Below are 21,124 nucleotides of genomic sequence, written 5' to 3' on the forward strand. Positions count from 1 at the left end.
ACTGATCGCGATCCCTAGCGCTTTTTCATCAAGTCATCGAGCGTCAGTCCGCAGTTTGGCGCGAAGGACAGCATAAAAAATCTGACCTCAGGCTGATCCATTGCTTCGATATCCCGTTCGAGCTGTTCGGCCGCTATTTCAAATTCAGCATTGCCGGCTTTTAATTCGGCCTGGCATTTCAGGTAAGCGGATATCTTGTCGGCCGCTTTAATGATTTTCTGATGATCTTCAGACATTTGCTGGTGATCGATCAGAGCCCGGATATCGGGTTGTAATGCTTCAGGCAGCAGATTTAATAACTCTTGTTCCGCTTGCTGCTCGATTTGCTTATAGGCACCGAGAATGGCGGATGAATGGTATTTGATGGGTGTAGGCATATCACCCGTAATGACTTCAGTGATGTCATGGTAAAGGGCCGCGGTTGCCACGGAATTGGCATCGACTTGACCCTCAAAATAGCGGTTTTTGATGAGCGCCAAGGTATGGGCAATGACAGCCACTTCCCAGCTGTGCTCCATGACATTTTCTTCATGGGCGTTGCGTTTTAGTCCCCAGCGTTTAATCCATCTTAAGCGCGAAAGGTAAGCATAAAAATTCGAACTAATCGATGGTGACATGGGGTTAAGAAATCCTAAGTTTGTTCAAAGCAGATTAAAACACCGCAGCGCAATAGCCTTAATCTTACTGCCGCTGAATCGTTATCCCCAAATTCTGTGGATAACATTGTTTAAAATATAGGGTTAGTTCATCTAACCCGCTGTTCTACTTAAAGGCTTATCAAATTGGGCAATAATTGGTCATCAATACACCGTGACGTTTTACATTCACCAGTTACTGTGGCGGAAGCTGTCGCTCGGTTGTTACTGGTTCTGGAAGAGAAGGACCAGCTGACAATAGCGGCAATGGAACTGAACAACCTGATAGACCTGCATTACGGGCTTGGACTGGCGATTCGAAATGCCTACGACCTTCATAATCCGGATAATCCGTTACTGATTGAATGTGACACGTCCCATCCTGATGACGCTGCACTTTTCATCATCCATGCTCTGTGGCAACGGCTACAGTAAACAACTACTTTACGGATTAACAGATTGCCTGCGTTACGCCTTACCTTTGGATTTTTTATCGTTCTATGCTGGAGCGGTGCGCATGCTCACCCCGGTAAGGTTAATACCGAAGGTTGCCATACCCATCGAAAGACGAGTGAATACCACTGCCATGAAGATCGCATCAAGGCAAAAGTGGAACCGGTCGTGCCACCCAGTGAAACAGCACAGCCACCTGCTCAAGTGCAAGCCAGCATGGAGTCGAATGAGCTTCTGAAGCTTGATTACGAAGGATTCACCCTTTGGATTGATTGCAAAGAACGAGCCGCTATCCGATTTCGCTATACCGCCCAGCGAGACAATGGCAACGTAAAGCGCTACGATCATTTCGAGGTGGATCCAGGTACACCAGCAGCGTGCCAACAGTTCAGTAGCCAACCCTATGGCAATGGCTATGACCGCGGTCACCAAGTGCCCGCAAATCACCTAGATGACTCGGTCAATGCGATCCATCAATCGAATGATCCCCACCGTCAAAAAAGGACAGTTTAAGAAGCGAGGGATTGATAAAACTGGGTTTCAAATTCCATTGGGCTTAAAAAGCCATTGGTCGAATGCAGCCTGACCGGATTGTAATCGGTTTCGATATACTCAAACACCGTTTGGCGCATGGTTTCACGGTTCTCAAATCGTTCGCCATGAATGGCCTCGACCTTGAGGGAATGGAAGAAGCTCTCGGAGCAGGCGTTGTCATAGCAGCTACCCTTGGCGCTCATGCTGCCGAGTAATTGATATTGTTCCAATAATTGCCGGTAGGCATGCGAACAATATTGGCTGCCGCGATCTGAATGAACCCGCACACCTTTAGGCCGTTTGCGTCTGAAAATCGCCATTTTCAGTGCGTCACAGACTAGATCAGTGGTCATTCGCTCAGACATTGCCCATCCGACGACCTGCCGGGAAAACAAATCAATCATGACTGCCAGATACAGCCAGCCTTCATCGGTCCAGAGATAGGTGATATCGCCCGCCCATTTTTGATTGGGCGCCGTGGCTGAAAAATCCTGTTGCAGCAAGTTATCAAACACCGGCAAGTTATGCTTACTGTTGGTTGTTGCCTTGAACTTTCGAGCCGCCTTAGCCACCAGGCCTTGCCGTTTCAGACTGGCGGCAATGGTTTTCAGATCATAAAACTGACCCGATGCTTTCGGCATTTTTCGCTGAAGTCGTTCAGCGCCATACCGCTGTTTATGCTTAAGAAACAGGGCTTTAACCTGTTGATCAAAGGCTTGTCGCTTTTGATGCCGGGCACTGGGCTTTCGATTTAGCCAGGCGTAATAACCACTGCGTGAAACCTGAAAACACTGGCACATCACCGTCATAGAATACTCAGCTCGATGGTTTTTCATATAGCCGTACCTCGCTTGAACTGTTGAGCGAAGTACGTCGCCGCATTTTTTAACAGCGACAACTCCTCAGCTTGCTGAGCCAGTTGCCGTTTAAGCCGGGCATTTTCGGCGGCTAGACTGGCTTCCCGTTCACTAACCGTCTTGGTGTGTTCAGCCTGTTTGCGCCAAGTGTAAAGTTGCGATGCGTGCAAGCCCAATTGCTTTGCTGCCTTGGCAACGCCAATTTGGGCCGCCAGCTTCAGGCTTTCTTGTTTATATTCGTCGCTATGCCGGATGTGACTGGCTTTGCCGACTGTGTCTTTTGTACTCATGCAAGTACCTCTCTTCGGGTGAGAATACTCGCTTTCAAAAGTGTCCACTATTCGTGGTGGGGATTAGAACTATATGGCGAACATCTTGCCTCAAACGTCGCAGATGAATCGAGGCGCCTGGTTGCTTACAGAGGAAATCATCGAGTGTTACCGAGATATTGATGATCTCTTAATCCTAGGGGGCATTATCTGGGGTCAGGATACCAGTAACGATATTTTTGCTTCCAGTCATGGCGTACGCACCCCCGACTACTTTTACAAAGTGATCGTACGGGGCACTGGCGCCGATGAACGGGCAATTGCCTGGGTAGTGCCGAATTCCACTGAGGCCACGAAACGCAACCTGGATCACTTTCTGGTATCGATTGACGAACTGGAAAAACTTACTGGAGACCAATTTCCAGTTGCGGACTATGCAAAACATGACAAGCCAGCCACCAGCTGGTTAATTCCATACGGCTGTAACAAAAGTTAATCCTGGCCTGGAGTGACCAGCTAGGCTGCTGGTCATGAGCATCCTGTAAAATGCCATTAATAAGCAATCCTTGCCATGAGTTTTCCTTCGCTTTATCATTATAAAAATTCATCGAGATCGATTAATTATTCACTCAATATGGCATATGATCACCTGTCGACTGTCAACGATCCTTGGATCCAAACGCCTTAAAGTCGCCGATGTTTGTCACGCAACAGGCATTGCGCGGGCGACGGTAGATCGCTATTACTACGATCAGGTAAAAAGCTTTGATCGCGAGGTGCTTGCCAAGTTGTGTCGCTATTTGCAGGTAAAGCCGGGTGATCTACTGGTATTGGTCGACCAACAAGATCTATTTGAATCGTGGGAACAGCCCATTCAGCCCAGCGAACCGAAAATCAAGGGAGGCGTATGATTGAGCGCGAGGTGAAGGTTTTGCTTGATGCCAATGCGGTGAAGCAAGTCCAAGTTCATTATGCCGTGATGGCACAAGGTTACATGGTGGTCATCAACGGACAACCATTGGAAACGACCAAACGTGAAACCAAGGAATTTAAAACCTTGGACGCGGCAGCCAAACAATTATTCAAACTGGGGATTGCGGATTTTTCAGTCAAGCTAAAAACCTGTACTGGCTGAACAAACCGACATACAAATTTTTTGCTTCAAGGAATTCGAAGTGGGCGTAATCAGAAACTGCATTTTTGGCAAACAATGCGATAAAAAATGGGCCGAGTTGACTCAAACGGACAATCAGGACGTTCGCTATTGTTCAGCCTGTGAACAGAATGTTTACTTGTGCCAGGACGAATACACTTTAGCCGAGGCGATCCAAGCGAATCGTTGTGTTGCCGTTGATATTGATGAAAACGTGCGGCTATTAGGTGAGCCATTACCTCTCCCTTATTCATAGGCTCAAGCCTATCTCTGCCTCATGAACATAAACGAAATGGGATATTTGAAATTATGCGTGGGTGAACGCTTTGATCATGACATGCCCGCGGAAGGCATGAGCATAATCCTAGCCAATGGCACGCCTTTGCTGACGCTTAATTTTTTGGCATCCCCTCGAGAAATCCAAGCCTTTCTGAATGGGAATACATCGTTTGCGTTATTCGCAAAAGCCGAACTCATTTTGTTTTTATTCAAAATCGAGGGTTTTCTGGATTGGTCAGATTTGGCGTTTACCATTCATCTAGCGGGTGATGAGTCGATTGAAGAGGGTGATAGTTACTTGCCTTTTAATCTGGTCTTGGTGGATCCAGTCACCAAAATTGTTAAAGGCCTACGCATGGTGACCGTTTCACCGGATTTCAGGTCGAGGCTAGCTGAGTTGATCCGAAAACAAGCCTCAGAACCGTTTGATACGATGGCCTATTATCAAGCCATTGGCAGCCTGTACGATCAATATCCTGCTGCTAGTGATTTGCTCAAGCAGGCCGTGATCGTCGAACAGGGTGGCAAGACATTGCCAGCGCTGTAATGATCTAATCACCAACACCCACTGTTACAAATCACCGATTGGACATACACCTTAGAATGACAAAGTCTGAACTTATCGAACGCACCAGTCTTAAATTGCCACATTTGATGCAACGCGATGTCGAATTAGCAATTAACGTAATAATTGATGCGATGATCCATCACCTGGCACGAGGCGAACGAATTGAAATTCGTGGATTTGGTGGATTCTCAGTTATCCAGCGAGCCGCTCGCATAGGGCGTAACCCTAAAACGGGCGAACAAGTGAGTTTGCCTATTCGGCATACAACCCACTTCAAAGCGGGGTTGGATTTACGCGAGAGGGTAACTCTTTCAAATGACCGTTTTCCTTTGATTAGGGACTAGGGACTGTTGCCTTGTACATGGGTAGCAAAAAGCGCAGAACAAAGCATAGCGATTTCATAATTCCATATCAATTTTCACATCGCCTCGCGATGTGCTCAGAAATGTTTCTGTCTCGAAAATACCTACTCAACGAGATAGCGATATTAGTAGAGGCATCAATCCGTCCCGTCGTTCCCGACCGTTGAATCCTATATTCTAGGAAAGATGGGCGCACAATCTCTCTCGAACTTGAATTCTTAACGGTTCTCCATTTAGACAACTCTTGCTCAAGAACTATTGGAAGCTGTTCAATCATCACGGATGATTTTCACAATCACAGGTAATAAAAAGCGCCTAGCATCAACCATTAAATTAAAATTCCTACACCTTCCGCAGCTGACGTCAAATTCGTCGTCAGCTGCAAAAGCTCTCTTCAAATACCCCTTCACAATAATGACCATCCCAACCGGAGGTCATTATGGAACCCGTTGCAATCCCCCAATCGATAGACGATCCCATCCACATTTTGCTGTGGAGTGCGGACGAGATCGTACCCTTCATGGTGAGCATGCTGACCGGCATGTTAATCGATCAATTTATTCCAGGCTTGGCGCTTGGACTCATCGCAGTCAAGTTTTACCGGCGCTTCCGCGACAACCGGCCTGACGGCTATACCTTGCATGCGCTGTATTGGCTGGGTTTGTTGCCGAGTCGCGCGCAGACCATCCCCAACCCTTACATCTGCCGGTTCCTGCCATGAGATGGTCGGATTTTCTGCAAACCTGGGACGGGCACGAGACCGAGAACCGGTTCAGCCGCGTCGTTATCATTGGCTTGCTGGTGATTTGCGTGATCACATCGCTGGCCGCCTGGAGGACCGAGCGCAGCATCATCCTGGTGCCACCGACCTTGACGCAGGAAGTCGAAGTGACGCGCAGCCAGGCATCCAGCGAGTTCAAAGAGTCCTGGGGCTTGTTCCTAGCGGAATTGCTTGGCAACACCACCCCTGCCAATGCCGATTTTCTGAAAACCGCCGTCGAGCCTTTATTGGCGCCGGATATTTACCGCAGTGTACTGGATGCCATGAGCGATCAAATCAAGGCCATCAAAATGGACCGGGTCGCGATCAGTTTTACCCCGCGTCATGTCGATTACGAAGCCGAGACCAACAAAGTCTTTGTCAGCGGCGAACTCAAAAGCCAAGGCCCCAGTTCCAAACCCGACGTAAAGATCCGTACCTACGAATTCATCATCGCCATCAAAAACTATCGTCCCCGGCTGGAATACATCGACGTGTATCCGGATTCCCCCAGAACCCTGGCCCGTTTGAAAGCCACCCAAGGCCAACCGCATGAGGCTCAACCATGAAACATTCGCTATACCCTTGGCTAGCACTGACCTTCATTCATAACTGTTGGGCCGGGGATGATTTACCGATAACGGTCTTGCCGCCTGTGACCACCGTAGCCGAAGGATCTTCACCATCGCAGCCGGTTACCTCGTCTCAGCCGGATTTAGGCATCGAGTTACCACCAGTCGATGCCAGCGTCTTGAAAGCGGCAAAACAGCAAGCGGCAGCGTCAAACGAAGTGTCAGCCACTTCCATCGGCCCACAGCACATCGCGGTTAAACCCGGCATCAACGAACTGATGCCGATTGCCGTCGGCCATTTGAATCGCCTGGTCACGCCGTTCGAGCATCCGGTGGTCACGACCACCAGCCAGGCGACTACCAGTACCAAAGGCAAAATCGTTTATGTCGCCACCGCCGACGAAACGCCAGTCACCTTATACATCACCCCCGGAGACAACCAGGACATCGCCTTGTCGCTCACCCTGATCCCCAAACGGATTCCGGCGCGGGAAATCTATCTCGATTTGGATAAGGAAAGTTACCAGTTACTGAACCAATGGCAGCACGCCGATAGTGCGAGTCGGACTTCCAATCAACAGGAACAAGCCTACATCAGCCAGCTAAAAACCTTGTTCCGGGATTTGGGTTTGCAAAAGACCCCAGCCGGTTATTCGCTACGCGAACCCAAGCCCCAGGAGCAAATTCGCTGCCTGCAAGACCGCGTGCAGATCAAAACCGGCCAAGTTCTGGAAGGCCAGGATCGATTGATTTTGGTGGGACTTGCCAAGAATATTGGCGGCGACATGCTCGAATTCGACGAACGCAGCTGTGCAACGACGCAACAGGACGTACTCGCCGTTTCAGTTTGGCCCAACGTGGTGTTGAAACCCCATGAAGCCACCGAGTTGTATGTCGTGGTCCGACAATCACCAGAGGCGTCAGTCAGTTTGCGTCCTTCATTATTGAGCGGAGGGCAACGGTAATGGCGGTCGTCGATACCTGGTGGACACGCTTGAGTCCGGCAGCCAAACGCAATTTAGCTGTTGGCAGCATTGGTACCGTGGCATTGGCCATCATCATCGCGTTAGCCACCGTCACCCCGGAAGTCAGCAAGCCGCTCAGCAAACAGGCCACCATCCAACACATCCTGACCGATAGCGATCCCCGATCGCTCGGCATCGACGGCATTTCCGCGCAGTTGCGCGATCTGCTGCAGAAGAACGACGAACAAGCCCGCCGATTGGCTGCCATCGAAGAACAACAAAGGCGCGAGCAGCAATCCGACGAAATCCGTTTCAAACAATGGACTACCGCGGAGCGCGAAGCCTATGAAGCCAAACTGCAAGCGGTGACCGGTGAAGTCGAGTCGTTGAAGAACAAAGCGTCCACACCGTCAACGACCGGCACCCCAGGCGACAACAACCAAGCACCATTGGATCAGCCGGTACCCGGAAGACCATCAAACCGCCGCCTGACCAACGCGCCGTTCGATAACAGCCAAGACGATCTCAACCGCCTCTTCGAGCAAGCGGCTATTCCAGGACCGACATCTGGCAATGCTGGGGTCTCTGGAGGACGAGCCAACAGCCAGGCGCCGGTGGCAATGCAGATTCGCGTCATCCAAGAAGGCGCTGAGTACTCCAACGGTAAAGATAAAGACACGGCGGCGACCAATGCTCACGGCCAGTCGCAGCAAGGCCACGCCAATAGTGATGTCTTCATCCCGGCGGGCAGCATTTTGACCGGTGTCTTGCTGAATGGTCTGGATGCCCCGACTGGTCGCAAAGCCAAGAAAGAACCCATGCCGGTGCTGTTCCGGATCAAGAAGGAAGCCATTTTGCCCAACCGTTTCCATGCCGATGTGCGCGAGTGCTTTCTGTTGGCCGCGGGCTTCGGCGAGTTGAGTGCCGAGCGTGCGTATTTTCGTGGCGAGACCTTTTCCTGTGTCCGCCAGAACGGTGGCGTGATTGAAGTGCCGATGAATGCCTATGCCACAGGCGAAGATGGCAAAAACGGTGTTCGTGGTCGGGTGGTATCCAAACAGGGTGCGCTGCTTGCCCAATCGATGATGGCTGGCTTTTTACGCGGCTTTTCCGATGCCTTCGGCCGTAACCAGATTCCCGTCCTGATGACCGGTGGTCTGGGTGCGCTATCCGGTACCACACCCTTCCAAAGCGCCTTTTCCTCGCAGTCGATGGAAGGCGGCGCATTGAAAGGCGCGGGCTACGCGATGGAACGCCTGTCGCATTTTTACATGGACATGGCCGAAGAGATTTACCCGGTCATCGAAGTCGATGCCACCCGCCAGGTTAACTTCATCGTGCAAAAAGGCACGGCATTGAAGCTGAAGTCACTGAGCTGATTCATTAACTGAAACCCAAAGGTCGTTATGACGCTACGCCAAATTTCTTTATTGATAGCCACGCTACTCGGTACATCCATCGCCCTGGCCGCCAATCCGCAAAAGCCTGCGGTCTCGGATATTGCCGCCGGTTTGCTCTCGATCAAAATCGACGGCATGCAGGACTTGCCGATCTCGGGCCTCAAGATGGTCAAGTCCGGCGAGCAAACCGTGTTTATATCCAGTAATGGCCGCTTTGCTTTCTACGGCGGCAAATTGATGGACATCTGGACTCAGCAGGAGATTAAGGAATTGGCGGATATCGACAAAATCGCCAACCGCATCAATCTGTCGCGGATGAAACTCAAGGCCGACGACCTTGGCGCCGTGACTGTCGGTCACGGAAAAGCCCAAGTGCTGGTGTTCATCGATCCGCGCTGCCCATATTGCGGCAAAGTCATGAAAGACCTGCAAGCCTTGCAAGACCAGTACACCTTCAAACTGGTGATGGTCCCCATCCTCGGCCCCGAATCGCAAAACATCGTCGTGCAACTGGCGTGTCAGTTGGAAACCAACGAGACAAAAGCTAAAGACACCGTACGCAACCGACTGTTAAAACAGGATTACGCCGGCTTGCCGACCGAACCACCCACTCAGTGCAACAAAGAGCCACTGCAAAAAGCCGTGGTCACCGCCAAGTTATTCGATTTGAAGGGTGTGCCATTTCTGATTGCTCCTGACGGCCGCACCCACAGTGGCGCACCCGAGGTGTTAGCCGATTGGTTGGCCGACAAACCGAAACCATCGCCCAGTTTGGCAACGACGCCCGCTACAAACGCCCAAAACGCTAATGCACCGGAGAAACAGCCTTGAAACCCATGCACCCACATTCCCTGACTTTCATCGGCCTGTTGCTGATGGTGTTAACCACCGGTTGCGCCACCACCGAATACGGCTGTAAAGGCATGCCGGACGAACCCAGCTGTCTGTCGACGACGCAGGCTTACCAGGTCACCAATACGGCAATAACGGAAGCGCTCCCGGAAAATAGCCAGGGATTAGAGTCGACCTCATCTCCGACAATCGCACCGCCGTTACAACAACCCGTACCCAAGATCGAAGATCCCACGCCGATACGCACGCCCTCACAGGTCATGCGCATCTGGATTGCGCCTTGGGAAGATGCCGACGGCGATTTGATGGTCTCCAATTACATCTACACCGAACTGGAACCCCGGCGCTGGATGATCGGCAAGGCGGCACCGACAGCCAGTTCTTCGTTGATCCCGCTGCAAGTCGAGCAACGTCCGCCCGAGAAACCACCGACTGTTGACGCAAATGATGACGACAGCCCGTCATCCCGACTGGGCAAGCCATTGCCTTGATGGGTCAACCCATTTAACCGCAGGTCCCACACCCCTTGCGAGAGTGAGCGGGCAACCGCTTAAACCCTGCCGGACTAACCGTCCGAGATTCGACGGGCAACCGTCTTTTAACCATAACGAGGACATCTTTGATGAAAACATCCTTTCGAAACGGGGTCTTGGTCACTCTGGGATCGTTATTTTTTATGCTGATGGCCAATGACGCCATGGCCGGTACCGGCGGTACCGAGTTCAACACTGTCTGGACCTTGCTGACTGGCTGGGTGGAGGGTTTGCTCGGCCGCATCATCGCCATCGTGTTCGTCATCGTCGGCTTGGTCGCCGGTGTCGTGCGCGGCAGCATCATGGGCTTTGTGCTTGGCATTGCCAGTGGTGTCGGCTTATTTGCGGCACCGACCATTATCACCAACATCGTGACCGCCACGATTTAGGCCTTACCACGATGACCGGTTCAACACTTGATACCGAGACTGCGGCGGGCAACCGCCGCCCTGGCTCGTTGGCTAAGGATAAGCGGACCGTTAGGGTTCAAGACGCCAATGGCCAGCCCATAAACCCCTGCCATCCGGCCAGAGCCCGGCAGCTGAAACGTAACCACCGGGTGTCGCTGGTGTGCCGGCATCCCTTTACGATTCGTCTCGATCCGGAATGTCCAGTCGAAGTGCTGCTGTTTTCCGAAGAGGATTTCCTGTTATGACCACCGCCCAACGCCCCCGTGCCGATCAGTTATTCACGGTACTGGCTTATGAATATGACCATCACCTGTTCTTGATGGCCGATAGCAGCCTTGGCTTTGGCTTTTTGTGCCGGCCGATGACCGGCGCCGATGCCAGCGTCTCCGCGCGGGTCAATGTATTACTGAACCAGGACTGGCCGCCCGAAACGCTATTGCAAGTATCACTGTGGACGTCGCCGGACATCGAAGAGTCGCTGGCGATCATGCAAACGCGGCGTCTGAAACAGCAAAAGCAGACCTATAAAACCATGACCCAGGCTAGTATCGAGTTCTTGCGGCAAGGCACCACCAAACCGCCTGAAGCGATTTCCGGAGCACGCCTGCGGCGCAGTCATATTCTGGTCACGGTCAAATTGCCGATGGCCTATCCAAGACCCAGTGAACAAGACATCCGTCGTGCCAGCGAATTGCAAATGGCCACCCAGCAATCGCTGTCGACCATCGGCATGTATCCGGAACTATTGGGCGCCGATCAGTATGTGCGTATTCTGAACACGATTCTCAACTGGCAGCCCGATGCCGGCTGGAAAGATCGGGTGGTACCCGAATGCGATCCGACCCAACTGATCCGCGATCAATTGCTGGATTACGATAACGCGCTCGAGCTCGATGAAAAAGGCCTGTGGCTCGGGAGTAAGCGCGTCAAGACCTTGTCCGCCAAACGCACCCCCGATCATTTTTACTTCGGCAGCGCCAAAAGCTATCTGGGCGACATTTTGTCCGGTACTCGCGGCATTCGCCAGAATGCTTTGCTCAGTCTGACCCTGCATTACCCGGATGCCGAATCGACCCGCACCCGTCAGGAAGGCGTTAGGCAATTCATCACCAACCAGGTCAATACGCCGATTGCCCGGTTTTTGCCAGTGTTGGTGCAGCGTAAACACCATTTCGACGTGTTGTTCGATGCCTACCGGGACGGCGACCGGCCAATCAGGGCCTATTTCGGGGTGTTACTGTTTTGCGACGAACAGGAAGAAGCCGCAACCGTGTCCAATGCGCGGGTGTATTTCCGGGAGCTGGGTTTTCAGCTGTTGGAAGACAAGTATTTCTGCCTGCCGTTTTTTCTGAACTGTTTGCCGTTTGGGCCTGAGCGTTCGGCGATTGCCGATCTGAAACGCTACCGTACTCTGGCCACCCGCCATGCCATTCCGTTGTTACCGCTATTCGGTGACTGGGCCGGCACCGGTACGCCGACATTGAACTTTGTTTCGCGTAACGGCGAACACATGGCGGTGTCGTTGTTCGATACCACCGGCAATTACAACCTGTGTATCGCCGCAGAATCCGGCAAAGGCAAATCCTTTCTGACCAACGAGATCATCGTCAGTTATCTGACCGAAGGCGCGCAAATATGGGCGATCGATGTCGGCCGCTCGTATGAAAACCTCTGCGAGGTGCTGGAAGGCGATTTCGTCAAGTTCACCCACGGATCAGGCATCTGCATGAACCCCTTCGAGATCGTGCAGAACTTCGAGGAGGAAGCCGATATGTTAGCGGGATTGGTCAGCCAAATGGCGGCACCGACCGAGAAATTGACCGATTTCCAAACAGCAGGTCTGAAACGAATTTTGAAGCAACTCTGGACGGATAAAGCGCAGGCCATGTCCGTGGACGACATTGCAAAATGTCTGTGTACCGAAACCGATCAACGCTTGAAGGATGTCGGCGAGCAGTTGTTTCCGTTTACTACCCGCGGCGAATACGGTCGCTACTTCAATGGCCGCAACAACGCCAAATTCACCAATGACTTTACCGTGCTGGAACTGGAAGAACTCAAAGGCCGCAAGCATCTGCAGCAGGTGGTCTTGCTGCAGCTGATTTACCAGATCCAGCAGGAAATGTATCTCGGTGAACGCAACAGGCCCAAGATCGTGATCATCGACGAAGCCTGGGATTTGCTCACCGAAGGCGATGTCGCCAAGTTCATGGAACACGGCTATCGGCGGTTTCGCAAATACGGCGGCGCCGCCGTCACCATTACTCAGTCGGTCAACGACTTGTACCGCAATGCCGCGGGCCGCGCCATCGTCGAGAACTCGGCCAATATGTATTTGCTCGGTCAAAAAGCCGAAGTCATCGAAGGCATGAAGCAGGATCGTCGCCTGCCGTTATCAGACGGTGGCTACGAGTTGCTCAAAACTGTGCATACCTTGCCCGGTGCGTATTCAGAAATCTTCTTCATCACCGAAATGGGTTCCGGTATCGGCCGCCTGATCGTCGATCCCTACAAACGCATTCTGTTCTCCACCAAGCCCGAAGACGTCAATGCCTTGAAGAATTTGCGCCGGCAAGGTTTGAGTCTGGGTGATGCCATTCAACAGCTCATCGACAGTCGCAGCAGCAAAGCCAGGGAGAGTGCTTATGGATCCTAAATCGCAATGGCTCAGTACCGCTCTAATTGCTGCTTGTCTGGGCGGGATTGGTGGTTGGCTGGCTGCGCAACAACAATTACAACAGCCCATCGCTCGATTAAATATGGTCACACCGGTGTTTGTACTTGACCGGGCCAAGCTGATTCAGTCGATACCGCCCAATGCCAGCCAGGAACACATGGCCAAAATCGTCGATGACTGGCAGGGGCAGGCCAAGAAACTCAGCGATGCGGGTTATCTGGTCATTGATTCAACGGCAGTGGTGGCTGCACCGGAGGATGTCTATGTTCAGCATCAAACCCGGTAAGACTATGCGGTCAAATCATTCCAACATCGCTATCACCAGGACAACCACGACCAAGCAGAAACCCTATCAAACCCGAGCGGCATTACTGCGGTTCATCGTGAAAGCTTTACCGATTTTATTGCTGGTGTTGGCCGTTGAACGCTATATCGGTCAACGATTTTTAATTGGCGGCGATGATCAGGTCGATCGCTGCCTGCCGGACAAATGGATTTACCTGATCGACACGCACAACAAGGACATCTGGCGCGGCGATTTGATTGCCTTTCGCGCCGAGCGCATGGCGCCTTTTTTCAAAGACGGCCAAATCATCGTCAAAATCGCCGCCGGGGTAACCGGCGACACCATTCACGTCGATCCGCAGCACACCACGGTCAACGGTGAACGGGTTATCGACGGGCTGCCTTTGACGGAGAAACTCAAAATGCCTGCGACCCAATTCAAACGTCATGAAACCATTCCACCGGCCGCCTATTGGGTAACCGGACAAACCGACAAAAGCTTCGATTCGCGTTACTGGGGCTATGTCTACGATCATCAAGTGATTGGACGGGCCTATGCGTTGTTTTGAGCCCCATAAATTTCCTTGGCAGCAATCGGTGGTCTGTTTGTTCTGTTGGTTCAGTGTGCATACGGTTCAGGCAGAGGAAGCTTGGCTGCAACGCTCTCAAGCCATAATGCAAGCCTTGGAAGGCCAGCCTCGCCCAGACTGGTTGAATGGCCAATCTGAACAGTTGGACGTGAAACGCCATGCGCAACAAGTGTTGGACGCCTCGAAAGCGATCCAAGCAGAGGCGCTATCGACACGCTCGACCACGGTGGCAAGTGGTCTTCCGACAACGCCTTCGAACAAACCAATCACGCTGTTGTTCGTCTCGTTTTCACTGGGTGAGTCCACGCTGAAAGGTATCTTTGAAGAGGCGGCAGGTCGGGACGATGTGTTGCTGGTGTTTCGCGGCCCCAAGCCCGGCCAAAAACTGCCGGCACTGATGGCTGACCTCAAACGCTTGCTGAAAGGTATTGATCCACTGCCCAACATCGTGATTGATCCAACCCGTTTTCAACGCTGGTCAGTTTCATCGGTGCCTGACATCGTCGTCGAACAGGACGGTAAAACCCGTTTACACGTTCGAGGTGTCAGCAGTCTGTCATGGTTGGACGAGCAGATCAAAGCCGGCAAACAGGGTGATTTGGGAACCTTGGGCGATGTCGGCGAAATTGCCGAAATCGACTTGCTCGAAGAACTCAAACGCCGGATGGCGGCCATCGACTGGAAACAAAAGCAGCAACAGGCCATCGCCCGGTTTTGGGCACAGCAGAAATTTGAAGCGTTGCCGGTGACTCAGGAAGATCGTGATCGGAGCGTGGATCTGACCATCACCGCCCCGCGCGATCTAACGGCACCGAATGGTCAATTGATCATCCGAGCCGGACAAACCGTCAATCCGTTGGACAAGATGCCGTTTGGCTTATGCCTGAAGGTGTTCGATGCCACGGTCCCGGCTCAAGTCGAACTGATTCGACATCAGTCCTGCCAAGACAAACAGGCCCGCGTGATGCATCTGTCAACGCAATTGCCGCGTCAAGACGGGTGGGACAGCTTAAAGCATTTGGAAACCGCGCTACAGGCACCGGTGTATTTATTGACGCCGGATGTACGAAGCCGTTTTCAATTGCAGCATGTGCCCGCTATCGTCGAACAATCCGGTAACCGTCTACTGGTTCGCGAACGCAAGCTACCTGTTTCAACAATGGGAGCCAAATCATGAAGCGATTACAGCGGACGGCCATCATGGCCTTGGGATTTTTATGGCTGTTGTTCTCGGGTGTAACAGCGGCAGACACCACGACGACCAGCGTCGACCCGTTGTGCTCGGACGCCGAACTGTGGTCCGGCAAACTGATCACTGATATTTGCTGGAGCTGCCTGTTTCCAATTCGAGCAGCCGGAGCATCGCTGGGTGGCGGCAATGTGCCCAGTATCGCTACCGATGAGAAGTTTTGCTTTTGTACCGACAGCATGAACATTCCGGAACTGGGCATGACCATGGGCTTATGGAATCCTGCTCGGCTGATCGAGATCGTCCGAAATCCTTGGTGCTCACCGGCGCTGGGTGGGCATAAGTTCAGTGCTTCAAATGTGCGTCTGATTGCCACCACCGGCAAGGCCGACTTCGACGCCAGCGAGATGTCTTTTTTCAATTACCATTATTTCGCCTTTCCGCTAACCATCCTTCTGGACCTGTTCTGGGATGGTCGCTGCAACAGCGACGGCTATCGGGATTTCGATTTGCTGTATGTCTCGGAACTGGATCCGACCTGGAATAACGATTTGTTGGCGTTTTTTACCAGTCCGGAAACGGCATTGTTTGCCAATCCCGTGGCTATTTCAGCGTGTGTCGCCGATGCCGCGGCGGCAGCCACCGGCAATCCTTTGGATGCGTTGTTCTGGTGTGCCGGCGCCTGGGGGCACATGTATCCCTTATCCGGCATATCGCCTACCAGTTACGGCACCGATCCGCGTATCACCAGCTTGTTGGCTACGCGGGCGACAGCGTCCTTGCATCGGCGCGGGCTGGCCTGGAAAACCTCAGGTAACGATGCCCTATGCGGTGGCTATATCTATCCCTTCATCCCCAAATCGCAATACCGGCTATCCATGTTTTATCCGGTCGCCGAAACCGAGTCCAATCACGCCATTGGCGAAACCACCTTCAAATGGGGTGCGGGTCGCACCTATCCTGGTCCGGGCGAAGATCATCTATACATCTTATGGCGTTTTCAAGACTGCTGCGTTGGTTTATGAGGCGATGAAACAACTCTTTAATCCCCAAGCATTCGCCACACAAAGCCTGACTGCAATACTATGCGTCACGATGGCCTGGACACCGTTTGGTGTTTCCTGGGCGGATGCCATTCAGGCCGCCGGGCGTGATGGCCAACAACTGGGCCAACAAGTCATCGACGGTTTTGCGTTTCCGCTCGATACCGGCAACGGCACGCTGACCTTGAATCCTGGGACGGCTCAGGAGAGCGCCATTTCGATTGGCACCCTGTTTCCGGATACCAATAGCACATCAACCACGACCAGCGATTTTGCCAATCTTTATGGCAACAACCCCGGTACACTTGCCGCGGGCTTGAATGCGCAGACATCATTGAACGGCGAAACCAGCTTCACCGGTGAAGCCTATCGAACCTTGATCGACAATGCTCATCAGTCGCACCCGGATTTGCATGCCGATCCGATCTGGCAAGCCGGCGATCAGGTGTTCAGCGATTTCACCCCGTGGGCACAGTCGTTCGCGGACTGCACGACCACCACGACCCAAACCGAAACCCAGCAGTCAGTGCGCGTGCCGGATTACCAGCTCTGCCTGCGGCAACCGACGGTACCGCAAAGCTGCACCGCCACTCACCAAGTCAATGTCGAGCCCTTGATCCGCTTCGTCAGTGGCGACGGCGGCTTTTCCAGTTGCGGGCCGGGCTGTATGGATTTGTATGTCGGCAGGGTCGGTGATGATTATTGGGAATCCGATTGCGGCTTGTTTACCTGGCAGGTCCAATACGAGGTGTTGCATCCGGAAGCCATCACCAGCGCCACGCTGGAATACGTCAAATACGATGACCACACTCGGGTCTATTACGATAATCAGCTCATCTATACCGGGTCGAGTGGCTGGTACGGGGATTGCGAGCTTTACACCAGTTGGAACGAATATCCCAACACTAATGTGCTGTATGCCTTCAACAGTAGCGGCATCAAGGTGTTCAAGGAGGAAACCCGCGTTTCCGGACGCGGCGAAGGTTATTCGCGAATTCGCTTGCGTTATGACCTGTCGAAACTGATCACCCAGGACGAATGGAGCTGGAGCGGACCGAATTGCCAAAACTTGGCCAATGCGATTACCGATGGCATTTGCCAAGCCGGCAGCCAATTGAGTTGCTCGAACGATCCCGCCAATGCCTCTGGTTGTTACGTCGATCCGACATCGCAAGTCATGGTCTGCGGTTCAGACTTGGCCCAAGCCCCGGTGGCCGGTTCATCAGGGATTCGTAATACCTGCATGGCTATTCAGGCATCAGGATATTGCGATTTGAATCAATACGGCCAATGCTGGACCGATACCGCCGGCACCCACTGTTTGGAGCCGCCGGCGAACGGCATACCCAACAAAACCTGCGCATCGTTGGAAACCCAAGGCTGCTCGTTCATCAAAAGCCAATGCACCAGTGTATTGGCCTCAGGTACCTGTTGGGACAGCGTCGATACTTATGACTGCGGGCAAACGGTCGGCATTCCCGGCATTCAAAGCAACACCCAACAACAATGCGCCGGGCCAATACGCTGCATGGGCGAGGATTGCATCACGGTGAATCGCACCCAGAGTCAGGATTTCAGCAAAGCAGTCGCATTATTGAACAGCGCACAGCAAATGGCGATGGATTTGCATTGCGACTACGCCAATGCCGATTTGCAGCAAAAAGATCCGACAACCTGCCAGGTATTTCAGGGCAAACCGGCCAGTTGCAAAATGGTTGGTGGTGCACTCAGTTTAGTGGATTGCTGCGAAACGCCTTCGGGTGCGATGGGGCTAGGACGTTACATTGATCTGTTGATCGCCACCAGTCAAATGGACAGCGCGGTGATGGCCATGGACAGTACCTCGGCGATTCGCGGCGCCTGGGAAACTATGCGTACCCCGTTCACGTTAGCTGGCGATGCCTGGAACAGTTTTCAGGCGGATTTTGCCTCGACGGTGAATGACTTGGTCGGCACCGACATGCTCAGTACCAGCGACATCGCCTCGCAAGGTTTGCTCGACTCGCTGAAAGGCGAATTGATGAAGTCCGTTGCAGAATGGATTGGCCAGACCTTTGGTGAAGCCGCCGGTAATGCCTTGTTCAGCGCCGGTGGCCAGGCAGCTTTTGATGCGGCGGGCAATCTCACACCTGCCGCGCAATCCGGTGGTGTGCAATTAGGCGGCGGTGCGGCAGTGGCAGGACAGCTACTCAGCACCTTGATGACAGCCTATACCGTGGTGATGATCATCATCATGATAATCCAGATCGTCTATTCCTGTGAGGAGCCGGAGTACGAACTGGCCGCCAAGAAACAACTGAAGGTCTGCACGGATCTGGGCACCTATTGCGAGAGCAAGGTGGCTGGTGTGTGTTGGGTGCGCAAGGAAAGTTACTGCTGCTACAACTCGCCGCTAGCGCGCATTCTCAACGAACAAATCAAACCGCAGTTGGGCATGGATTTCGGCACACCAGAAACTCCCAGTTGCACAGGAATAAAGGTCGCAGACCTGGACCGCGTGGACTGGACACAGGTCAATCTGGACGAGTGGTTGGCGATTCTGGCTCAGACCGGGCATTTGCCGTCCGCTGCCAATGCAGCATCCATGCTGAATCTCGATCAACTCACCGGAACGGGTAGCCGACTCAATCCGCAGAAATACGGCGCAGCCTCCAGTGGTCGGCAGGATACCTTAACCCGCACCCAAGGCAGGATGACCGATCTGAATGTGCCTACGGTCAAACGTCAGTCTGAATTGGAAGGCTGGGGTATGGGGCCACAATGAGCGGCCTAAAAATTACTGAACTGCGTCTTTCAGACCTTTGCCGGCTTTGAAACCAGGCAGTTTTGCAGCGGCGATGGTAATGGCTTCACCGGTTTGAGGATTGCGGCCAGAACGCTCGGCACGTTCTTTCACTTCAAACGTGCCGAAGCCCACCAAGGCTACAGAATCGCCTGCTTTCAATGCAGTTTGGATGGATTGAGTAATGCCATCCAATGCACGGCTGGCGTCGGCTTTGGTCAGGTTGGCGTGGCTGGCGATGGCGTCGATGAGGTCGGATTTGTTCATTTGAATTCCTTTGATTAAAACTAATTTCAATAAATTATCCGCTTTTTTACGCTACATCAAAAATGATGTGCAGCAGTCGGATTAAGTTTTCCGTAGCAATCCTATCAAAACCTATCATTTGGACGACGTAATACGTCTCAATGAAACCATCTTAAATCGGTTACAATCGGTTTAATTAGGTATCAAACCATCACTTTTCTTACGCTTGCTTGCATCTAAAGAGCGAATCGAAGTGGATCTGAGAAAATTCAATACTAGAGGTGTTTTATGGAAGACCGATGGTTATCTGTAGACGAAATTGGAATCTATCTGGGTGTTAAGCGCGACACCGTCTACAAATGGATCAGTGATCGAGCTATGCCCGCTCACAAGATCGGGCGCCTTTGGAAATTCAAAAGAGAGGAAGTTGACACTTGGGTGAAGGCTGGTGGTGCCGCAGAACATTCCAAGGAAAAAATCTGAAAGATGGCTAAAGAAAGATACTGCATGTCATTTACAACCGGAGGTCTGTTTCACCATGAATCGGTGAAAATCGCGTCACTGTATCTTGAATTCAGGGATTGGGAAGTCACTCGAGATGAAGTCATTCGTGAAAACGTCCTACAAGCCAGGGCATTAAATACATCCAAGCGAGTGTGTCGAGAGGTGATTTCACGGCTGAAAACGTTGAGCTTAAATGAGTTGAGCTTTCTTGTTAAGGCCGACAGACAGAATCAGGCTTATCTACTATGGGTGGCAATCTGCAGGCGATACCAATTTATTGCCGATTTCGCCGTTGAAGTCATTCGAGAACGATTTCTTTCACTTAAGGCTGATTTGAACCCTATCGAATTCGACACCTTTTACAACCGAAAGTCAGAATGGCATCAGGAATTAGACAAAATTCAACCTTCAACTCGGGGAAAACTGCGTCAAGTTCTGTTCAAAATGCTTAAGGAAGCCAATTTGCTGACGGAAAAACAGGTCATTAATGCAGCGATGCTCAGTCCGGAATTGAAAGCGCTCATCTCTCAATCTACAGGACAAGAATGCATGGTTTTGCCAACGCTAGAGATTAACTTTAAGGAGTCGGACAGTGACTAAGGACGTCGACAAAATGCCCATGTCTGATCGATTTCAACACCTTTTTGGAATCATCTCCGGGCAACGCTTTCTCAAAAAGCAAGGCCTGGGTAACGAAGTGCCTTTTTTCATTTGTCCATTCAAGCCGGAAGAAGCCGTTGAAATGGAGCGGCTTCAGCGACAGTTGGTCAATCGCCTGGAGCATGCGGGTGTCCACGTATTGGAAATCAATCTTTATGACCTCTCGATAGAAATACTAAAAGATCGCGGCATCTGGGACCAGATTATAGAGATGGAAGATGCTGTCACAAAGGATCAACTCAAGGAGTTGTTACAAGGTGTACTGGACCCAGAGAGCCATCTCGTGCCCGCCATAGCAGCTAAGCTGTCCAGCACGGACTTCGACGTATTGTTTCTTTCGGGTGTTGGCGAAGTGTTTCCGTACATCCGGTCACATAACGTTTTAAACAATTTACAAAGTACTGCCAAAGAGAAACCCACCTTACTGTTTTTTCCTGGCTCTTATACTCACTCACTAGAGTCGGGAGCCTCGCTTGATTTGTTTGGAAGACTCCACGACGACAAATATTACCGGGCATTTAACATCTTTCACTGCGAAGCATAAAC

General features: G+C 52.1%; 27 protein-coding genes. 24 read left to right on the forward strand and 3 right to left on the reverse strand.

Going from position 1 to position 21,124, the window contains the following annotated elements; translation table 11 throughout:
• Positions 1-14: 14 nt before the first annotated feature.
• Entirely contained in the window at positions 15-617 is a 603-nt protein-coding gene (gene yfbR / locus ACQE3D_RS18775) for a 5'-deoxynucleotidase (RefSeq protein WP_313729524.1), read from the reverse strand.
• 219 nt (positions 618-836) lie between these two features.
• On the opposite strand from yfbR, the gene ACQE3D_RS18780 reads away from it, so the two are divergent.
• The gene (locus tag ACQE3D_RS18780) at positions 837-1,070 is read left to right on the forward strand and encodes a DUF6794 domain-containing protein (protein WP_313729523.1); all 234 of its coding nucleotides are present in this window, start codon (positions 837-839) and stop codon (positions 1,068-1,070) included.
• A gap of 24 nt (positions 1,071-1,094) precedes the next feature.
• Positions 1,095-1,601, forward strand: coding sequence for a YHYH domain-containing protein (locus ACQE3D_RS18785; protein WP_313729522.1), 507 nt, complete (start codon positions 1,095-1,097; stop codon positions 1,599-1,601).
• Here ACQE3D_RS18785 and ACQE3D_RS18790 read toward each other — a convergent pair.
• Positions 1,598-2,769, reverse strand: a protein-coding gene (locus ACQE3D_RS18790) for an IS3 family transposase (protein WP_409521109.1) whose coding sequence is annotated in 2 segments (ribosomal slippage) — positions 1,598-2,514 and positions 2,514-2,769 — 1,173 coding nt in all. Because the reading frame shifts where the segments join, the coding sequence is not laid out codon by codon here. The genes ACQE3D_RS18785 and ACQE3D_RS18790 overlap by 4 nt on opposite strands.
• Before the next feature lie 73 nt (positions 2,770-2,842).
• On the opposite strand from ACQE3D_RS18790, the gene ACQE3D_RS18795 reads away from it, so the two are divergent.
• The 19 genes from ACQE3D_RS18795 (at position 2,843) to traN (ending at position 19,150) form a co-directional block, all read left to right on the forward strand.
• Entirely contained in the window at positions 2,843-3,244 is a 402-nt protein-coding gene (locus tag ACQE3D_RS18795) for a DNA/RNA non-specific endonuclease (protein WP_313729520.1), read from the forward strand.
• Between the two features lie 145 nt (positions 3,245-3,389).
• Positions 3,390-3,659 (forward strand): helix-turn-helix domain-containing protein, encoded by a 270-nt coding sequence (locus tag ACQE3D_RS18800; RefSeq protein ID WP_026600320.1) that lies wholly within the window; start codon positions 3,390-3,392, stop codon positions 3,657-3,659.
• Positions 3,656-3,883 (forward strand): hypothetical protein, encoded by a 228-nt coding sequence (locus ACQE3D_RS18805; RefSeq protein ID WP_054758235.1) that lies wholly within the window; start codon positions 3,656-3,658, stop codon positions 3,881-3,883. The genes ACQE3D_RS18800 and ACQE3D_RS18805 overlap by 4 nt, the downstream gene beginning before the upstream one ends.
• A gap of 295 nt (positions 3,884-4,178) precedes the next feature.
• Positions 4,179-4,727, forward strand: a complete 549-nt coding sequence (locus tag ACQE3D_RS18810) for a hypothetical protein (RefSeq protein ID WP_313729519.1) — start codon at positions 4,179-4,181, stop codon at positions 4,725-4,727.
• A gap of 56 nt (positions 4,728-4,783) precedes the next feature.
• A complete protein-coding gene (locus tag ACQE3D_RS18815) occupies positions 4,784-5,092 on the forward strand; it encodes an integration host factor subunit beta (RefSeq protein ID WP_313729518.1) in 309 nt (102 codons plus the stop codon).
• A 457-nt stretch (positions 5,093-5,549) separates the two neighbouring features.
• Entirely contained in the window at positions 5,550-5,831 is a 282-nt protein-coding gene (gene traL, locus ACQE3D_RS18820) for a type IV conjugative transfer system protein TraL (protein ID WP_192391924.1), read from the forward strand.
• Positions 5,828-6,439, forward strand: coding sequence for a TraE/TraK family type IV conjugative transfer system protein (locus tag ACQE3D_RS18825; RefSeq protein ID WP_313729517.1), 612 nt, complete (start codon positions 5,828-5,830; stop codon positions 6,437-6,439). The genes traL and ACQE3D_RS18825 overlap by 4 nt, the downstream gene beginning before the upstream one ends.
• Entirely contained in the window at positions 6,436-7,407 is a 972-nt protein-coding gene (locus ACQE3D_RS18830) for a TraK domain-containing protein (protein WP_313729516.1), read from the forward strand. Before ACQE3D_RS18825 ends, ACQE3D_RS18830 begins: the two co-directional genes overlap by 4 nt.
• Positions 7,407-8,786: a TraB/VirB10 family protein gene (locus tag ACQE3D_RS18835; protein WP_313729515.1), complete on the forward strand. Its 1,380-nt coding sequence runs from the start codon at positions 7,407-7,409 to the stop codon at positions 8,784-8,786. Before ACQE3D_RS18830 ends, ACQE3D_RS18835 begins: the two co-directional genes overlap by 1 nt.
• A 27-nt stretch (positions 8,787-8,813) precedes the next feature.
• Positions 8,814-9,638: a DsbC family protein gene (locus tag ACQE3D_RS18840; protein WP_313729514.1), complete on the forward strand. Its 825-nt coding sequence runs from the start codon at positions 8,814-8,816 to the stop codon at positions 9,636-9,638.
• A 5-nt stretch (positions 9,639-9,643) separates the two neighbouring features.
• The gene (locus ACQE3D_RS18845; protein ID WP_313730259.1) at positions 9,644-10,150 is read left to right on the forward strand and encodes a TraV family lipoprotein; all 507 of its coding nucleotides are present in this window, start codon (positions 9,644-9,646) and stop codon (positions 10,148-10,150) included.
• A 131-nt stretch (positions 10,151-10,281) separates the two neighbouring features.
• Complete coding sequence (gene traA / locus ACQE3D_RS18850; protein ID WP_313729513.1) at positions 10,282-10,581, forward strand: TraA family conjugative transfer protein; 300 nt, start codon at positions 10,282-10,284, stop codon at positions 10,579-10,581.
• An 11-nt stretch (positions 10,582-10,592) separates the two neighbouring features.
• Positions 10,593-10,847 carry an RRXRR domain-containing protein gene (locus ACQE3D_RS18855; protein WP_313729512.1) on the forward strand — a complete coding sequence of 85 codons (255 nt, stop codon included), beginning with the start codon at positions 10,593-10,595 and terminating at the stop codon, positions 10,845-10,847.
• Positions 10,844-13,258: a type IV secretion system protein TraC gene (gene traC, locus ACQE3D_RS18860; protein ID WP_313729511.1), complete on the forward strand. Its 2,415-nt coding sequence runs from the start codon at positions 10,844-10,846 to the stop codon at positions 13,256-13,258. The genes ACQE3D_RS18855 and traC overlap by 4 nt, the downstream gene beginning before the upstream one ends.
• Positions 13,248-13,565 carry a hypothetical protein gene (locus ACQE3D_RS18865; RefSeq protein ID WP_313729510.1) on the forward strand — a complete coding sequence of 106 codons (318 nt, stop codon included), beginning with the start codon at positions 13,248-13,250 and terminating at the stop codon, positions 13,563-13,565. The genes traC and ACQE3D_RS18865 overlap by 11 nt, the downstream gene beginning before the upstream one ends.
• Positions 13,543-14,133 (forward strand): signal peptidase I, encoded by a 591-nt coding sequence (lepB, locus tag ACQE3D_RS18870; RefSeq protein WP_313729509.1) that lies wholly within the window; start codon positions 13,543-13,545, stop codon positions 14,131-14,133. The genes ACQE3D_RS18865 and lepB overlap by 23 nt, the downstream gene beginning before the upstream one ends.
• Positions 14,120-15,331 carry a TrbC family F-type conjugative pilus assembly protein gene (locus tag ACQE3D_RS18875; RefSeq protein ID WP_313729508.1) on the forward strand — a complete coding sequence of 404 codons (1,212 nt, stop codon included), beginning with the start codon at positions 14,120-14,122 and terminating at the stop codon, positions 15,329-15,331. Before lepB ends, ACQE3D_RS18875 begins: the two co-directional genes overlap by 14 nt.
• A gap of 23 nt (positions 15,332-15,354) precedes the next feature.
• Complete coding sequence (locus tag ACQE3D_RS18880) at positions 15,355-16,368, forward strand: TraU family protein (RefSeq protein WP_313730258.1); 1,014 nt, start codon at positions 15,355-15,357, stop codon at positions 16,366-16,368.
• A gap of 4 nt (positions 16,369-16,372) precedes the next feature.
• Complete coding sequence (gene traN, locus ACQE3D_RS18885) at positions 16,373-19,150, forward strand: conjugal transfer mating pair stabilization protein TraN (RefSeq protein ID WP_313729507.1); 2,778 nt, start codon at positions 16,373-16,375, stop codon at positions 19,148-19,150.
• Between the two features lie 12 nt (positions 19,151-19,162).
• On the opposite strand, the gene ACQE3D_RS18890 is transcribed toward traN, so the two are convergent.
• Positions 19,163-19,435, reverse strand: a complete 273-nt coding sequence (locus ACQE3D_RS18890) for an HU family DNA-binding protein (protein WP_313729506.1) — start codon at positions 19,433-19,435, stop codon at positions 19,163-19,165.
• A 267-nt stretch (positions 19,436-19,702) separates the two neighbouring features.
• Here ACQE3D_RS18890 and mads1 point away from each other — a divergent pair, with 267 nt between their 5' ends.
• The 3 genes from mads1 to ACQE3D_RS18905 are packed head-to-tail and all read left to right on the forward strand — an operon-like array spanning position 19,703 to position 21,122.
• Positions 19,703-19,897, forward strand: coding sequence for a methylation-associated defense system helix-turn-helix domain-containing protein MAD1 (gene mads1 / locus ACQE3D_RS18895; protein ID WP_313729505.1), 195 nt, complete (start codon positions 19,703-19,705; stop codon positions 19,895-19,897).
• 3 nt (positions 19,898-19,900) lie between these two features.
• Entirely contained in the window at positions 19,901-20,518 is a 618-nt protein-coding gene (locus ACQE3D_RS18900; protein WP_427551201.1) for a DUF1819 family protein, read from the forward strand.
• Complete coding sequence (locus ACQE3D_RS18905) at positions 20,511-21,122, forward strand: DUF1788 domain-containing protein (protein WP_256360917.1); 612 nt, start codon at positions 20,511-20,513, stop codon at positions 21,120-21,122. Before ACQE3D_RS18900 ends, ACQE3D_RS18905 begins: the two co-directional genes overlap by 8 nt.
• Positions 21,123-21,124: the final 2 nt, after the last annotated feature.

Origin of the sequence: Methylomonas sp. MS20, from assembly GCF_050275925.1 — a bacterium.
Lineage (GTDB): Bacteria > Pseudomonadota > Gammaproteobacteria > Methylococcales > Methylomonadaceae > Methylomonas > Methylomonas koyamae_A.

What these genes read in the sequence shown, in the direction of transcription:
- yfbR (WP_313729524.1), bottom strand. Translation starts at nt 617, where the DNA reads ATGTCACCATCGATTAGTTCGAATTTTTATGCTTACCTTTCGCGCTTA.
- ACQE3D_RS18795 (WP_313729520.1), top strand. Translation starts at nt 2,843, where the DNA reads ATGGCGAACATCTTGCCTCAAACGTCGCAGATGAATCGAGGCGCCTGG.
- ACQE3D_RS18800 (WP_026600320.1), top strand. Translation starts at nt 3,390, where the DNA reads ATGATCACCTGTCGACTGTCAACGATCCTTGGATCCAAACGCCTTAAA.
- ACQE3D_RS18805 (WP_054758235.1), top strand. Translation starts at nt 3,656, where the DNA reads ATGATTGAGCGCGAGGTGAAGGTTTTGCTTGATGCCAATGCGGTGAAG.
- ACQE3D_RS18810 (WP_313729519.1), top strand. Translation starts at nt 4,179, where the DNA reads ATGAACATAAACGAAATGGGATATTTGAAATTATGCGTGGGTGAACGC.
- ACQE3D_RS18815 (WP_313729518.1), top strand. Translation starts at nt 4,784, where the DNA reads ATGACAAAGTCTGAACTTATCGAACGCACCAGTCTTAAATTGCCACAT.
- traL (WP_192391924.1), top strand. Translation starts at nt 5,550, where the DNA reads ATGGAACCCGTTGCAATCCCCCAATCGATAGACGATCCCATCCACATT.
- ACQE3D_RS18825 (WP_313729517.1), top strand. Translation starts at nt 5,828, where the DNA reads ATGAGATGGTCGGATTTTCTGCAAACCTGGGACGGGCACGAGACCGAG.
- ACQE3D_RS18830 (WP_313729516.1), top strand. Translation starts at nt 6,436, where the DNA reads ATGAAACATTCGCTATACCCTTGGCTAGCACTGACCTTCATTCATAAC.
- ACQE3D_RS18835 (WP_313729515.1), top strand. Translation starts at nt 7,407, where the DNA reads ATGGCGGTCGTCGATACCTGGTGGACACGCTTGAGTCCGGCAGCCAAA.
- ACQE3D_RS18840 (WP_313729514.1), top strand. Translation starts at nt 8,814, where the DNA reads ATGACGCTACGCCAAATTTCTTTATTGATAGCCACGCTACTCGGTACA.
- ACQE3D_RS18845 (WP_313730259.1), top strand. Translation starts at nt 9,644, where the DNA reads ATGCACCCACATTCCCTGACTTTCATCGGCCTGTTGCTGATGGTGTTA.
- traA (WP_313729513.1), top strand. Translation starts at nt 10,282, where the DNA reads ATGAAAACATCCTTTCGAAACGGGGTCTTGGTCACTCTGGGATCGTTA.
- ACQE3D_RS18855 (WP_313729512.1), top strand. Translation starts at nt 10,593, where the DNA reads ATGACCGGTTCAACACTTGATACCGAGACTGCGGCGGGCAACCGCCGC.
- traC (WP_313729511.1), top strand. Translation starts at nt 10,844, where the DNA reads ATGACCACCGCCCAACGCCCCCGTGCCGATCAGTTATTCACGGTACTG.
- ACQE3D_RS18865 (WP_313729510.1), top strand. Translation starts at nt 13,248, where the DNA reads ATGGATCCTAAATCGCAATGGCTCAGTACCGCTCTAATTGCTGCTTGT.
- lepB (WP_313729509.1), top strand. Translation starts at nt 13,543, where the DNA reads ATGTTCAGCATCAAACCCGGTAAGACTATGCGGTCAAATCATTCCAAC.
- ACQE3D_RS18875 (WP_313729508.1), top strand. Translation starts at nt 14,120, where the DNA reads ATGCGTTGTTTTGAGCCCCATAAATTTCCTTGGCAGCAATCGGTGGTC.
- ACQE3D_RS18880 (WP_313730258.1), top strand. Translation starts at nt 15,355, where the DNA reads ATGGCCTTGGGATTTTTATGGCTGTTGTTCTCGGGTGTAACAGCGGCA.
- traN (WP_313729507.1), top strand. Translation starts at nt 16,373, where the DNA reads ATGAAACAACTCTTTAATCCCCAAGCATTCGCCACACAAAGCCTGACT.
- ACQE3D_RS18890 (WP_313729506.1), bottom strand. Translation starts at nt 19,435, where the DNA reads ATGAACAAATCCGACCTCATCGACGCCATCGCCAGCCACGCCAACCTG.
- mads1 (WP_313729505.1), top strand. Translation starts at nt 19,703, where the DNA reads ATGGAAGACCGATGGTTATCTGTAGACGAAATTGGAATCTATCTGGGT.
- ACQE3D_RS18900 (WP_427551201.1), top strand. Translation starts at nt 19,901, where the DNA reads ATGGCTAAAGAAAGATACTGCATGTCATTTACAACCGGAGGTCTGTTT.